The sequence below is a fragment of the Apilactobacillus sp. genome (assembly GCF_025290035.1).
Taxonomy (GTDB): domain Bacteria; phylum Bacillota; class Bacilli; order Lactobacillales; family Lactobacillaceae; genus Apilactobacillus.
This window is the reverse complement of sequence record NZ_JAMBKT010000004.1, coordinates 11,485-25,475: the sequence shown is the minus strand read 5'-3', so window position 1 is coordinate 25,475 and position 13,991 is coordinate 11,485. Positions and strand designations below refer to the sequence as shown.

The 13,991-nt window shown below is 35.9% G+C and carries 15 protein-coding genes; 14 read left to right on the top strand and 1 reads right to left on the bottom strand.

Going from position 1 to position 13,991, the window contains the following annotated elements:
- Positions 1–18: 18 nt before the first annotated feature.
- The 14 genes from M3005_RS02455 (at position 19) to M3005_RS02390 (ending at position 13,256) form a co-directional block, all read left to right on the top strand.
- On the top strand, positions 19–1,302 hold the full coding sequence (locus M3005_RS02455) for an MFS transporter (protein ID WP_293793403.1): 1,284 nt from the start codon (positions 19–21) through the stop codon (positions 1,300–1,302).
- Positions 1,303–1,367: 65 nt separating this feature from the next.
- On the top strand, positions 1,368–1,838 hold the full coding sequence (locus M3005_RS02450) for a hypothetical protein (RefSeq protein ID WP_293793402.1): 471 nt from the start codon (positions 1,368–1,370) through the stop codon (positions 1,836–1,838).
- Between the two features lie 114 nt (positions 1,839–1,952).
- Positions 1,953–3,041 (top strand): hypothetical protein, encoded by a 1,089-nt coding sequence (locus M3005_RS02445; RefSeq protein WP_293793401.1) that lies wholly within the window; start codon positions 1,953–1,955, stop codon positions 3,039–3,041.
- A gap of 182 nt (positions 3,042–3,223) precedes the next feature.
- On the top strand, positions 3,224–3,514 hold the full coding sequence (gene rpsF / locus M3005_RS02440) for a 30S ribosomal protein S6 (protein ID WP_053949426.1): 291 nt from the start codon (positions 3,224–3,226) through the stop codon (positions 3,512–3,514).
- Positions 3,515–3,556: 42 nt separating this feature from the next.
- The gene (gene ssb / locus M3005_RS02435; RefSeq protein ID WP_053949427.1) at positions 3,557–4,039 is read left to right on the top strand and encodes a single-stranded DNA-binding protein; all 483 of its coding nucleotides are present in this window, start codon (positions 3,557–3,559) and stop codon (positions 4,037–4,039) included.
- Between the two features lie 29 nt (positions 4,040–4,068).
- Positions 4,069–4,305 (top strand): 30S ribosomal protein S18, encoded by a 237-nt coding sequence (gene rpsR / locus M3005_RS02430; RefSeq protein WP_034530639.1) that lies wholly within the window; start codon positions 4,069–4,071, stop codon positions 4,303–4,305.
- 161 nt (positions 4,306–4,466) lie between these two features.
- Positions 4,467–6,503 (top strand): DHH family phosphoesterase, encoded by a 2,037-nt coding sequence (locus M3005_RS02425; protein WP_293793361.1) that lies wholly within the window; start codon positions 4,467–4,469, stop codon positions 6,501–6,503.
- 63 nt (positions 6,504–6,566) lie between these two features.
- Positions 6,567–7,019 (top strand): 50S ribosomal protein L9, encoded by a 453-nt coding sequence (gene rplI / locus M3005_RS02420; RefSeq protein WP_293793359.1) that lies wholly within the window; start codon positions 6,567–6,569, stop codon positions 7,017–7,019.
- A 26-nt stretch (positions 7,020–7,045) separates the two neighbouring features.
- On the top strand, positions 7,046–8,437 hold the full coding sequence (gene dnaB, locus M3005_RS02415; RefSeq protein ID WP_293793356.1) for a replicative DNA helicase: 1,392 nt from the start codon (positions 7,046–7,048) through the stop codon (positions 8,435–8,437).
- A 59-nt stretch (positions 8,438–8,496) separates the two neighbouring features.
- Positions 8,497–9,678, top strand: coding sequence for an MDR family MFS transporter (locus M3005_RS02410; protein WP_293793353.1), 1,182 nt, complete (start codon positions 8,497–8,499; stop codon positions 9,676–9,678).
- A gap of 144 nt (positions 9,679–9,822) precedes the next feature.
- Positions 9,823–10,989, top strand: coding sequence for an aminotransferase class I/II-fold pyridoxal phosphate-dependent enzyme (locus M3005_RS02405; RefSeq protein WP_293793351.1), 1,167 nt, complete (start codon positions 9,823–9,825; stop codon positions 10,987–10,989).
- The gene (locus tag M3005_RS02400) at positions 10,990–11,985 is read left to right on the top strand and encodes a D-2-hydroxyacid dehydrogenase (protein ID WP_293793349.1); all 996 of its coding nucleotides are present in this window, start codon (positions 10,990–10,992) and stop codon (positions 11,983–11,985) included.
- Between the two features lie 276 nt (positions 11,986–12,261).
- Positions 12,262–12,714, top strand: a complete 453-nt coding sequence (locus M3005_RS02395) for a MarR family winged helix-turn-helix transcriptional regulator (protein ID WP_293793347.1) — start codon at positions 12,262–12,264, stop codon at positions 12,712–12,714.
- A 14-nt stretch (positions 12,715–12,728) separates the two neighbouring features.
- Complete coding sequence (locus M3005_RS02390) at positions 12,729–13,256, top strand: GNAT family N-acetyltransferase (protein ID WP_293793345.1); 528 nt, start codon at positions 12,729–12,731, stop codon at positions 13,254–13,256.
- A gap of 22 nt (positions 13,257–13,278) precedes the next feature.
- Here the strand turns inward: M3005_RS02390 and M3005_RS02385 are convergent.
- Positions 13,279–13,991 (bottom strand): lyase family protein (locus M3005_RS02385; RefSeq protein ID WP_293793343.1); only part of this gene is annotated, 713 nt, incomplete at its 5' end.

Sequence of the window (13,991 nt, the reverse complement as noted above, 5' to 3'; positions counted from 1 at the left end):
AGAAACGGTGGTGATTAAATGGAAAACAAGAAGATGACACAAAGCGAATCTAATCTTCAAATGATCAAGTCGCTTACTAGTAACGGATTAGGTGCTTTCAGTTATGGAATTTTCCAATACGGGATTAGTTTCATGCTCCTTCATGCCACCCATTCACCACTTAGTTTCGGGATGAATATTGCGGTAGGTCCATTGATTAGTCTATTAACGTTTATTCCAATTGGTAATTTCGTTGATACCCATAATCATAAACGGATCATCTTTTGGGGGTATTTACTAAGAGTGATTGGGTTTGCTTTGCTTGCATTGGCATTGCCATTCTTCTCTGGAACAGCATTATTGATTCCAGTGGCAATCTTTATCGCCGTAGATTCCATCCTAGTGAACTTAAGAAATACGGCCTATTCTGCATCGATTCGTCAATTAGTGAAGTTATCGGATGTCGCCAAACTAACGTCGTTAACGACCGCTGTAGCATCCGCGTCTAGAATTTTATCGCCGGTGTTAGGAATCACTTTATACGCTTTAATTAGTGTCGAAGGCTTAATCGGCTTAGAAATCTTAGCTACCATCATCGCAATGGCAATTATGATGACTCTCCATTTCAATCGTGTTGAAAACGAACAAAAAGAACGCCTTTCACAAAAAGAACAGTTCAAACAAACTATCGATTATGTTAAAAAGCGCCCGTTTATTCGTGACAGTATTATCGCTGAAATCGTGGTTAACTTTTTTTATACTGCGGTGGTAACTGGAAGTCCATTTATTATCGTCAATCAACTGGGACTACCTAATTCAGTCGTAATTTGGACTGAAACTGGTTATTCAATCGGTTATTTATTAGGTAGTTTGATTACTAGCCAATTAAAGGAACAACGCCATTTCGCAACTAAGATTATCACGACATTAATCCTAGTCGGAGTCAGCTTATCGGGATTAGGAGTATTATTCTTCCTAACCAATAACCAAATGATTGTTTCAGTGATTGGAATGTTACTATCATTAATGATGGAATTATCATTCGCCATTTTTGATTTGGCAATTGAGATTCGTCTCCAAAGCACGGTTGAACATCATATTTTAGGCCGAGTTAGTTCAACACTATACACGGTTGGTTTCGCCATTATGCCATTTGGAACACTGGTTTATACTTTGTTGTTCGATATCTTCTCTGATGGTAGTTACATTATGATTATCAGTGGAGTGCTACTAATCATATACGCATTATTTAGCGTTTCAACTTTTATTAAAAATATTAAAAAGGACGATTTGTATGTTCAAAATCATCTAGTTAATGAATAAAAAACGGTTGGAGTTAATCTAACCGTTTTTAGTTTATAATGGATAATAATTGAGGAGATGAGCCTATGCGCAAAGGAAAAATGCAACGATCACCAGAAGTCAGAAAACGGATTAAAGAGTTTTTACAATATACTAAGGTGGCGATTGCAAACGTCATTTTATTATCACTATGCTATGACATTTATGACTTCATTGAGCGTGGGGGCAAAATGGATTTAGCGAACGTCTTATTTATTTCAGCAACCACCAGTATGGTCATTTTCGCTGCCGTCGCATTCGATAAAAATGATTTTTTCAATATGAGTAAAATCGTGATATCAAAGAGTTTCATCATATATACAACTGTATCTATTGCCCTAAGTTATTTATTGGTTGTCGGTTTAAATTGGATTGATCAAGAAGTTTTAAAATGGCCTCTGGGGAGCGTAATCATCTTTATAGTTAATTTCTATAAATACACGTTCCCATCAATTAGCCTGCAAATGGTATTTGTTTACATCCTATTTGTTGTTTATAAAAAAATGATGAAAAAGTAGCTGTCATTATTGCGATGATGGCTTTTTTAGTTACCAAAATGTAACCTAATTTTTTTATTTGTTACAGGGTATCAATGCTAGAATTATAGTTGATATTTTGAAAGGAAATTACAGATGAATTATAGAAGAGAACTATTAACTATCTTATTTTTAGGTTTAACACTAGTACTATTGGTACTCGGCGTAGATGCTCACGCGGGTGTCCGAACTTACACGCAAAAGGGCGTAGCGCTTAGTGGCGGAACAGCAACTTATTTCGTTAATAACACTAATTACGCAATCGTTCCAAAGTACAGTTATGGATCCAGTAATGGTTATTACGAAAGTGGTACCTATCAAAACCAACCATATTATATGTTAGCTATCGGTGGTAACTTCCGTCGTAATGCCAACACTAGTTACTATTTACCAGTTTCATATAATTCTAGTGGTGATATGGCTAACCCACAAAGTGTTGCCGTTTCAAAATCTGGTCAATACGCTTACGTAATGTATCCTGGTTTTAGTAGTGGGATTGTGAGATATGACTTATGGAAACTAAACAGTTTAGGCGTCAACACTACTAATATGGCTGCGTTAAGATACGGTCTCAAGCGTCGTGATCCGCAAATCATGGAAGCGGTGAAATTTGGTCCTAGTTTAAATGTTGGTCACGGCCAATCATTAGCACTAAACCCTAAAACCAATCGTCTTTGGTTCATCCGAATGGACGTCGTTACTAGACGCCCAGTCTTTGTAGAAGTAAGCGCCAATACATTGGCACCAATTAAAGAAATTAAAACCACATTTAGCCACTCATATTCAATCAATAATGAATTGGCGTTTGATAATAATGGAAATGCATACACTTATGTTAAGTATCGTCCATCCAGAAGACATGCGGGAAGCATCGTTATCTTTAAAGGAAAAATTTATACTAAGTCTGCTAAGTTTAGAGCTATCAAACAAGGAATTGCCAACGGTCCTGGGGTGCAAACTCAAGGGATGAGTTACAATCCAGCTAACAATCGTCTATATTTGATTTCGGATGGGGTCATCACATCTGTTCCAGTTAGCAAGTTAGGTCATTTAAAGAATAAAGATGTCAGAACCACTCGTTTCGGCACTAATTTAGAATTTGAAGGATTAGCGTTCACTAGCAGCGGAACTGGATACATTATGACCATTCGTGGTGCTCAATTATTTACAATTGAAAACTTTTAAAAAATGAAACGGAGATGCTTCGCGTATTTACAAACGTATCGCGAAAAAACATTCCCGTTTTTGTATTGAATAATTTAGTTTTTAATGGTAAACTTATGGAACGTGAGTATTTGTTATAAATAACTAGTACTCCTTACTCAACCCAAGAGGTTGGGTCTAAAGTCCACAAGGAGGTGTAATTCATGGAAGAACACACATATGAAATTACTTACATCATTCGTCCAGATATGGAAGAAGGAGCTAAGAACGATTTAGTTGCTAAGTTCGACAAAATCCTAACTGACAATGGTGCTAAGATTGCTGATTCAAAAGACTGGGCAAAACGTCGCCTAGCTTACGAAATTGCCGGTTTCAATGAAGGTGTATACCACATTGTTAACTTGACTACTGCTGACAAAACAGCTCTAGACGAATTTGACCGTCAATCAAAATTCAGTGATGACATTCTACGTCAAATGACTGTAAGAAGATAATTTAGAATTTAAACGTTTAAAAAGAGAGGAGTAATTTTCAGCATGATTAATCGTACAACTTTAACTGGTAGATTAACACGGGATGTTGATTTGCGATACACTCCAAGCGGTTCAGCCGTAGGTAACTTCACTTTAGCTGTTGATCGTAGTTTTACTAACCAACAAGGTGAAAGAGAAGCAGATTTTATCAACTGTGTTATCTGGCGTAAATCCGCTGAAAACTTTGCTAACTTCACCCACAAGGGTTCTTTGGTTGGAATTGATGGTCGTATTCAAACAAGAAATTACGAAAATCAACAAGGTCAAAGAGTATACGTTACTGAAGTTGTTGTTGAAAACTTTGCTTTACTAGAACCTCGTTCAAGTAACCAAGGCGGAAACAACATGGGCAACAATGCTCCTCAAAACAATGCAGGAAATAACAATCCATTTGAATCACAACCATCAAACGGTGGGAATGCAGCAGATCCATTCGCTAATTCAGGTGATCAAATTGATATTTCCGATGATGATTTACCATTTTAATGTGTAAATAAAAGAGGAGGGAAATTCTAATGGCTCAACAAAGAAGAGGTGGCCGTCGTCGCCGTAAGGTTGACTTCATCGCCGCAAACCACATCGAATACATCGATTACAAAGATACTAACCTATTAAGTCGTTTCGTATCTGAAAGAGGTAAGATTTTACCACGTCGTGTTACTGGTACTAGTGCTAAGAACCAACGTAAGTTAACTCTTGCTATCAAACGTGCACGTATCATGGGCTTAATGCCATTCGTTTCAGAAGACTAAAAATAAATTTTGGCTAGGACTGACTATTCAGTCCTAGTTTTTTTATGTGATAATATTTCAAGAATAGATGGAATACAATTAATGATTGTATTCCATTTTTTTGATTAGTCGCCGAATGTGATAAAATATAGATATAAAAAAATAGCAAAAGAGGAGTTACAATGAAGAAATTGTTCTCATTAACTAACCTCCCACCATTTTTAAAGAATAATGTTTTAAGGTGGATTGCGTTAGCTTTAACGGTATTGTCAATTTTCGGATTGGTTGTATCCTTCCTATATAACTTGACTGCCGGAATCGTATTTCTAGTGTGCGTTTGTTCATTACTATCTTATATCTTCAAAAAGATGAATGATCTAAGCGTCAGTACCGATAATTATATTTCAGATTTATCATATCGTATGCACCGTGGCGAACAAGAAACCCTTTTGGAAATGCCAGTCGGTGTCTTAATGATCAGTGAAACAGGAGCTATTGAATGGGTTAACCCATACTTAACCCCTTATTTTGGTGACCAAGATTTACTTGGTAAGACAATTGAAGAAGTAAATGAAGAATTAGCCACTATCGTTGAAAACAACTGGGATAATCCAGATTACGCAACCATTAAGTGGAATGATCATTACTTTACAATGTTAGTCCAAAAGGAATATCGCACCATTTATATGATGGATATTACTAAGTATTATCAAATTGAAAAAGACTATAACGATGAAAAAATCGCGATTGGTCAAGTTTTCTTGGATAACTATGATGAAATTACTCAATCAATGACCGACCAAGAAATTTCTAATTTGAATAACTATGTTACTAACGAATTAACTAAATGGGCCCAAGAATTTGGTTTCTTCATCAAACAAGTTGATGAAGATCACTACATTATGATGGCCTATTCTAAGATTTTGAAAAACATCGAAGATGATAAGTTCAGTATCTTAGACCAAATTCGTGAATCAACATCTAAACAAAACTACCCATTAACATTAAGTATTGGGATTGCTTATGGTGAAGACAACTTAAATGATTTATCAGAACAAGCACAAAGTGATTTAGACTTAGCGCTAGGTCGTGGTGGGGATCAAGTGGTGGTCAAAGCCAAAGACCATGAAGCTCGTTTCTATGGTGGAAAAACCAACCCAATGGAAAAGAGAACCAGAGTCCGTGCTCGTATGATTTCTCAAGCGCTACAAGAATTATTCAAAGAAGCCGATACCATCTTTGTTCAAGGACATAGTCAACCTGACATGGATTCTATTGGTGCCGGTTTAGGGATTCATCGTTTAGCTGAAATGAATGATAAGAAGTGTTACGTTGTTATTCCTGATGGTACTTTCCATTCTGATGTTCAACGCTTGATCGATAAGACTAAGGAAGATGAGACTCTATCTGAAGATATCATTACACCAGAAGAAGCTCTTCAAATCGCTACTGATAATAGTTTATTAATTATGGTCGATCACTCTAAACCATCCATGAGTGTTTCAAAAGAATTATATGAACGTTTAGAAAACAAAGTCATGATTATTGACCATCATAGACGTGGTGAAGAATTCCCAGAAAACCCAGTCTTGGTATATATCGAACCATACGCATCATCAACATGTGAATTGATTACTGAAATGTTCGAATACCAATCACAAGATGCACAACCAGTAAGCAAGCTAGAAGCAACTGCAATGTTAACTGGTATCTTTGTGGATACTAAACAATTCACATTAAGAACTGGAACTAGAACCTTTGATGCTGCATCATATCTACGTTCAGCGGGTGCTGATTCGGAAGAAATGCAACAATTTATGCGTGAAAACCCAGACAGTTATATGGCTAGAATGCACTTGATCTCTAAAGCCCAAGTGATTGAAGGCCATGAAAACATGATGTATGTTGCTGGTGAACAAGACTTAACTTATGACCCAGTTACTGCTGCGCAAGCAGCCGATTCAATGTTAAACATGTCTGGAGTTGATGCTTCATTTGTAATTACTCGTCGTCCAGAAGACTTAGTCGGGATTTCTGCTAGAAGTAACGGTGAAGTCAACGTGCAAAGAGTGATGGAAGAACTAGGTGGTGGTGGCCATCTATCTAGTGGTGCCACTCAAATTGCTGACAAGACAATTGAAGAAGTTGTTGCTATGCTAATGGACTCAATCAATGAAGTTAAAAATGAGGAAGCTCCAGAAGAATCTGAAGACAATTAATTCATTTAAAAAAGCGCCTAGAGAGTTTATAATAATATAAAGACATTAAGAGGAGTGATTTGAATGAAAGTTATTTTTTTAGAAGATGTTCGTGGTAAAGGTAAACGTGGAGAAATCAAGAACGTTTCAGACGGATATGCACAAAACTTCTTAATTAAGCAAGGTAAAGCGAAGGAAGCAACTAACTCAGCAATGAGCCAATTAAATGGTGAAAAGAAAGCTGAAGCCAAAGAAGCTGCTGCCGAACTAGCTGAAGCAAAAGACTTAAAGAAAACAATCGAAGATGACAAATGCGTAATTGAACTAACTGCTAAAGTTGGTGCTGACGGTCGTCTATTCGGTTCAGTTTCATCAAAACAAATCGTTTCAGAAATGGAAAAACAACATAACATTAAGATTGATAAAAGAAAGATTGAATTAGGAAATCCAATTAGAACATTGGGTTACACTAATGTTCCAGTCAAACTACACAAGGAAGTTACCGCAACTTTGCGCGTCCATGTTAGTGAACAATAATAAGTTTCAAGAAATCGAGGGGTAATATGAATAACAATTTAACAAATAGTAATTCAATGCCACCTCAAGATATCGCTGCAGAAAAGGCTGTCTTGGGGGCGGTCTTACTAGATAATGATAGATTAGCTGAATCACAAGAGTTTATTACCTCTGACGATTTCTACAGTCATAAAAATCGCTTGATTTTTGCTGCGATGGAAACATTGGGTGATAAGGGTGATCCAATTGATGCTACGACTTTACGTAGTCAATTGGAAGGTGAACACAATTTAGAAGATGCAGGAAATATCGAATACATCGTTGAAATTGCAACTACCACCCCTAGTGCTGCCAACGTTGCAGCTTACGCCAAGTCAGTTCACGAAAAATCAATTGCAAGACGTTTGATTAAAACTGCCAGCGACATTGTTGCTGAAGGTTATAACAATGACGGTAATATTGATGAAGTGCTGGATAATGCGGAACGCTCAATTTTAAATGTTTCCGAAAATCGTAATAGTACTGATTTCAGATCAATTTTTGATGTTTTGCAAGTTACGATGCAAGACATTGAAGATTTATCAAAACAAAAATCAGAAATTACCGGACTATCTACCGGATTTCCGGCGCTAGATAAGATGACGACTGGTCTTCATGATGATGAATTGATCATCCTAGCTGCGCGTCCTGCCGTTGGTAAAACTGCGTTTGCACTTAACCTAGCACAAAACGTGGGGACTAAATCCGGTAAAGCAGTTGCTATTTTCAGTTTGGAAATGAGTGCCGAATCATTAGTTAGTCGTATGATTTGTGCAGAAGGAAACATCAATGCTAATCACTTAAGAACGGGTCAATTGAGTCCGGAAGAATTAAACAATTTATACGTGGCTACTGGTAGTTTGGGTGAAGCCCAAATCTACATTGATGATACTGCCGGAACTAAGATTTCCGAAATTAGAGCGAAAACTCGTCGTTTAGCTAAAGATACTAATAACCTTGGATTAATTGTTATTGATTATTTGCAATTAGTTGATGGTGGAAGCCAAGAAAACCGTCAACAAGAAGTTTCATACATTTCACGTCAATTGAAAAAGATTGCCAAAGAACTGGGTGTCCCAGTAATTGCGCTATCACAATTGTCTCGTGGTGTGGAACAACGACAAGATAAGCGTCCGGTCTTATCTGATATTCGTGAATCTGGTTCAATTGAACAAGATGCCGATATCGTTGCCTTTTTATACCGTGATGATTATTATGAACGTGAAGGTGAAGAAGATGACGATGAACCTTCAGAAACACAAACAAATGAAGATGTTGGTGAAGTTGAAGTAATTATCGAAAAGAACCGTTCAGGTCCTCGTGGAACCGTTAAATTACTTTTCATTAAATCGCATAATAAATTTTCATCGATTGCATACAATCCAGATGATCAAGGTTAGAGAAAACTAAATCCTTAGCATAGCTAAGGATTTTTTTGTAAAAATATGGGGGTGACTTGATGAATGAAATTAAGCTGCATTGGTTATTTCTAGGTTCGTTAATTAATAATATTGCGGTTAGTACCGTATGGCCGCTGACTACGGTATATATGCATGATGCATTGGGGAAGAGCTTAACCGAGGTGGGAATAATTTTATTCCTATACTCGTCTTCAAATGTGTTGGGTAATTATATCTCAGGTAAGTTATTCGACCGTCATAACCGTTATTTTTTGACAATTTTAGGAATTATAGGTTCTATCTTAATCTCATTAGGATTGATCTTTTTTAATGGATGGCCATTTTACCCAATTGGGTTAGTTTTATTTGGTTTTACGACCGGTTGGAACTTAACAATGATTAATTCGCTAGGAACAACTGTCCATTTAAAATCGGGACGATTCATCTTTAACATGTTGTATTTAGCGCAAAATGTGGGGGTTGTATTCGGAACAATTGCGGTTGGCTTCATTTATCCAATTGGGATTGGATATGTCTTCATGTTATCGACCGTTATTTTAATCATTTATGGCATTAGCGCGGTTTTAACTTACCATAAACCAGGATCGATTTACCCTGCTAAACGGGATAAGGAAAAAACGGTTAAAGTGAAGTTACCAAAACCTAACCTTACGATTATTGCGACATTCTTTTTCACATTATCAATCATTTGGATTGTCTACGAACAATGGGTATCCAACATGTCGGTCTACATTACCGGATCTGGAATTCCATTATCAATGTATAGCTTATTATGGACACTAAACGCCTTTTTATTAGTAATCTTCCAATTGGTAATTAATTGGATTGCGCAAAAACATGATAGTTTATACTTCCAAATTTACTTGGGGATTTTATTCATCGGGTTATCGTTCTTTACATTGATTTTCACGAAAACTTATCCAGGATTTGTCTTATCAATGGTAGTACTAACAATCGGTGAAGCATCGGTAATTCCGTCGATTCCAGCGTTAGTAAATGAATTAACACCAGTCGCAGTGAAAGGAAAATACCAAGGATTAACCAACGCGTTTTCATCAATCGGAAGAGCGATTGGTCCACTAGTAGGTGGAGTCATTATTGATTTCACTTCATACGGGATGCTATTTATTCTATGTACGATTGCCTGTGTCGCTATTATTATCGGTTCAGAAATCGTTTCTAGATATGCCCGTAATAAAGTAACTAAATATTCAGAATAATCGGTTTACTACAAATAAGTAGTAAACCTTTTTTTATTTTTTCTAATATTAAATTAATAATTCGTTTGACATTGCCCACCTATGTAGAATATTATTAATTAAACTTTTCTAATCATTTTCTAATAAAATAAGGAGGCAATTAATATGTCCAAACTAATTGGGAAGATTAGTCAAAAGATGAAAAATTCTAAACCAGATCAAATATTATCTTTTGGCGCTTCAATTTCTCATGTTGAGGGATTGATACCATTAACAATTGGAGAACCTGATTTCAACACTCCAACACATATTAAACAAGCCGCTATTGACGCGATTAACGACAATCAAAGCCACTACACAGACTCACGTGGAATTGAAGAATTAAGAAAGGCAGCTGTCGATTTTGTTGCCAGAAAATATGATATTCATTACGATGCTAAGTCTGAAGTGATTATAACAGTTGGAGTTACTGAAGCTATTTTCGATACTTTAGCAGCCATCTTAGACCCAGGCAATGAAGTCATTATTCCAACCCCTGCATTTTCACCATACTTTAATTGCGTTGAATTCTTTGGCGCTCAATCAGTTGAAATTGACACCTCTAAAGACGGGTTTGTATTAACACCAAAAGCATTGGATGAAACGCTTAAAAATCATCCAAAAGCCAAGGCTATCATATTAAATACACCTAACAACCCAAGTGGTGTTTCATATAGCGAGGAAGAAATTAAAGCATTAACAGATGTAATAAAAAAATACGATATTTTCTGTATTAGTGATGAAATTTACAGTGAATTAAATTATGAACACGAACACACTTCAATTGCAAAATACATATCAGAACAAACAATTGTCTATAATGGGGTCTCTAAATCACATGCAATGACTGGATGGCGTATCGGGGTCATTTATGCCCCTGCTGATATTATTACGGTAATTAAAGATGTTCATGAATATACGGTTAGCGCATTGACCGCAAACGCACAATTTGCAGCTGTAGAAGCCTTTACTAACGGTAGGGATGATGGTGTTAAAATGCGTGAAATTTATCGCATTCGTCGTGATTTATTGCATCAAGGTTTAACCGAAGCAGGGATTGAAAGTGTTAAACCAAGTGGAGCCTTTTACATCTTTGCTAAAATTCCAGATCGATTTGGCGATGATGATTTTGCCTTTTGTCGTCGTCTAGCTACTGAAGCAAAAGTTGGAAGTGTTCCCGGTAGTGCTTTTGGTAAAGCTGGTCGCGGTTATTTCCGTTTAAGCTATGCTACTAGTGAAGATAATTTGAAAGAAGCAATTCGTCGAATTAAAAAATTTGTGGGGGAAAACTAGATGAAGTTATTAATGTACAATGCACAATCTTATGAACAAGCTAATTTTGATCGATTAGCTGAAGAAAATAACGTTCAAATCGATATGGTCAATGTACCTTTATCAAAGGACACAGTTGATATAGCTAATGGATATGATGCAATTACGGTCCAACAACATAGTCCGATTCTTGATGCAATTGTTTACCAAAAATTATCATCGTTTGGGATTAAACAAATTTCGTTAAGAACCACTGGTTTTGAAATTATTAACTTTGAAGCCGCTAAGGAATCAGATATTAAAATTACCAATGTTCCAGCATACTCACCTCGTTCAGTTAGTGAATTAGTGTTAGCAGACGTGATGGCATTGCTGCGTCATTTAAAAGAAGTGCATAATCGCCAATTGAAAAATGATTTTAGTTGGGATGGAATTCAAGCTAAAGAAATTCATAACTTAACTGTTGGAATTATTGGTGCTGGGACCATTGGTAGTGCGGTTGCTAGAATTTTTAGAGCATTAGGTGCAACCGTATTAGTTGCAGATCCAATTGAACGTACTGACTTATACGATACTGTTGAATACGTCACTTATGATCATCTATTGGCTAATTCTGATGTAGTAACAATGCATACACCATTAACTAAAGAGATGGAACATTTTATGAATTACGATCGTTTTAAGAAGATGAAGAACGATGCGATTTTCATTAATGCATCTCGTGGTGGCGTCGTTGATACCGATGCTTTATTATCTGCGTTAAAAGTCGGTGAAATTGGTGCTGCTGGAATTGATGTTTTCGAAGGTGAAGAAACAATCAGCGGAATTAATTTAGGCTCATCTGGATATGACAATGACAATCTAGAGGAATTAATTCAAATGGACAACGTTTTAGTTACACCACATATTGGTTTTTACACAGATGCGGCAGTTGCTAATATGGATAAGTTCGCGACAGAAGATGCGATTAGTATTTATCAAGACAAGCAACCCAAACATTTAGTAGAATTTGAATAAAGGGATGAAAGATATGAATGATTATACGTTTATTATTCGGTGCATATTTGCGATAACCATTCCACTTTTAGCGATTGTATATATGTATGATCGCAAGATAAAACCTAACTTTATACTAATGACTGTGATGCTTAGCTTCTCAGCAATTGTTTCCGCAACCGTTGTTACGAATGTATTCATGTTAATGTAAATAAAAAGAGCCCTAATCAGGGCTCTTTTTTTGCTAAAATATAATCATTTGTGATATAGTTGCATTTGCAACTAAAAGGAGAGATTATGGAAGATATTTTAAGAGAAATCGGAAGTATCGCAAGATCACTAGATTCGATTAGTAACATTGAATTCAAACAATATGAGTTATCAAAAGGCCAATATTTATACTTAGCTAGAGTATTTGAGAATCCGGGAATTATTTTAAAGGATTTGTGTGAATTGATTTGCGTTGATAAAACTACTGGTAGTAGAGCCATTAACAATATGGTGAAAAACGGTTTATTAATCAAGAAAACTGATAGTAGCAATAATAAGAATCAGCATTTATATGTAACTAAGAAAGGTGAAGAGCTTTATCCAATAATTAATAATGAAAATAATTATTCTAGTAAAGTAGCCACTATTGGGCTAAATAGTGATGAAATTAAAGAATTAACTAATTTATTGAATAAAGTTAAAACCAACGTTGTAAAAGATTGGAAAGACGTCAAAAACGGTAAAAAAAGAGATTATTAAGAGGGAGCTTGATAATGACAATTAGTATGAAGAAGATAACAACAGAAGATGTAGAGACTCTTCAAAAAATTAGTATTAAAACTTTTGATGACACTTTCGGTGAATTCAATAGTAAGTCTGATTTAGAAAAGATGTATGAAACTAATTATAGTAAGGAACAACTTTCTCAAGAGATTAATGATGATAATTCTGATTTTGAATTTATTTTCGTAGACAATCAGTTAGCGGGATATTTAAAAATAAACTTTTCTGAAGCGCAATCTGAAGAAATGGGAAATGATTTTGAAGAAGTCGAAAGGATTTATATTTTAAAAGAGTTTAAAAGACGTGGATTGGGGACACATCTTATGAACTATGCACTGGATGAGGGTCGCAAGAAAAATAAAAAAGAAATTTGGTTAGGTGTTTGGGAAAATAACATTAACGCTATCAAATTTTATGAAGAAAAAGGATTCAAACCATTTTCAGAACATGTCTTTACGGTTGGCTCTGATAAACAAAAAGATATTTTAATGAAGAAAAATATAAAAAAAGAGCCCTAATCAGGGCTCTTTTTTTATGTGCTTATTCATTTCCATTAACTAAGTATTCAGGAGAAAATAATTGTTTTACTTTATCAGCGGATAAAATGTTGTTTTGAATTAATAAATGCGGAACTGTATCATGTTCCTTTGTCGCACGTTTAATTAATTCGGTCGTTTTGTTGTAGCCTAAGATTGGTGATAATACCGTTGCGGTAACAGCTGATTTGCGAACGTCATCTAGACATTGATCAACGTTAACATCGATTCCTACCAAACAATTATCGACTAATGTGGTAATTGCGTTAGCTAAATGAATTTCAGCGGTTAAAATGCTCTTAAACATAATTGGTTCAAATGCGTTTAGTTCTAATTGACCAGCTTCTGATGCCGCAGTTACGGTTGCGTCAAAACCAATCACTTCAAATGCCACTTGGTTAACCACTTCGGGGATGACCGGGTTAACTTTGTTAGGCATGATTGATGAACCTGCTTGGCGTTTAGGAAGTAATAATTCGTTTAAACCAGATTGAGGACCACTACCTAATAGACGTAAATCGTTACTAAACTTGGATAAGTCGACTGCTAAAGTTTTTAAACTGGAGGAGAATGCGACGAAGTGATCCGTGTTTTGGATCGCATCGATCAAGTCTGTATCTTGTTTTAATTCCATGTTGGTGATTTTATTAATTTCGTCGACGATATGTTCACGATAATATTTAGTCGTATTAGTACCGGTTCCAATCGCAGTTCCAC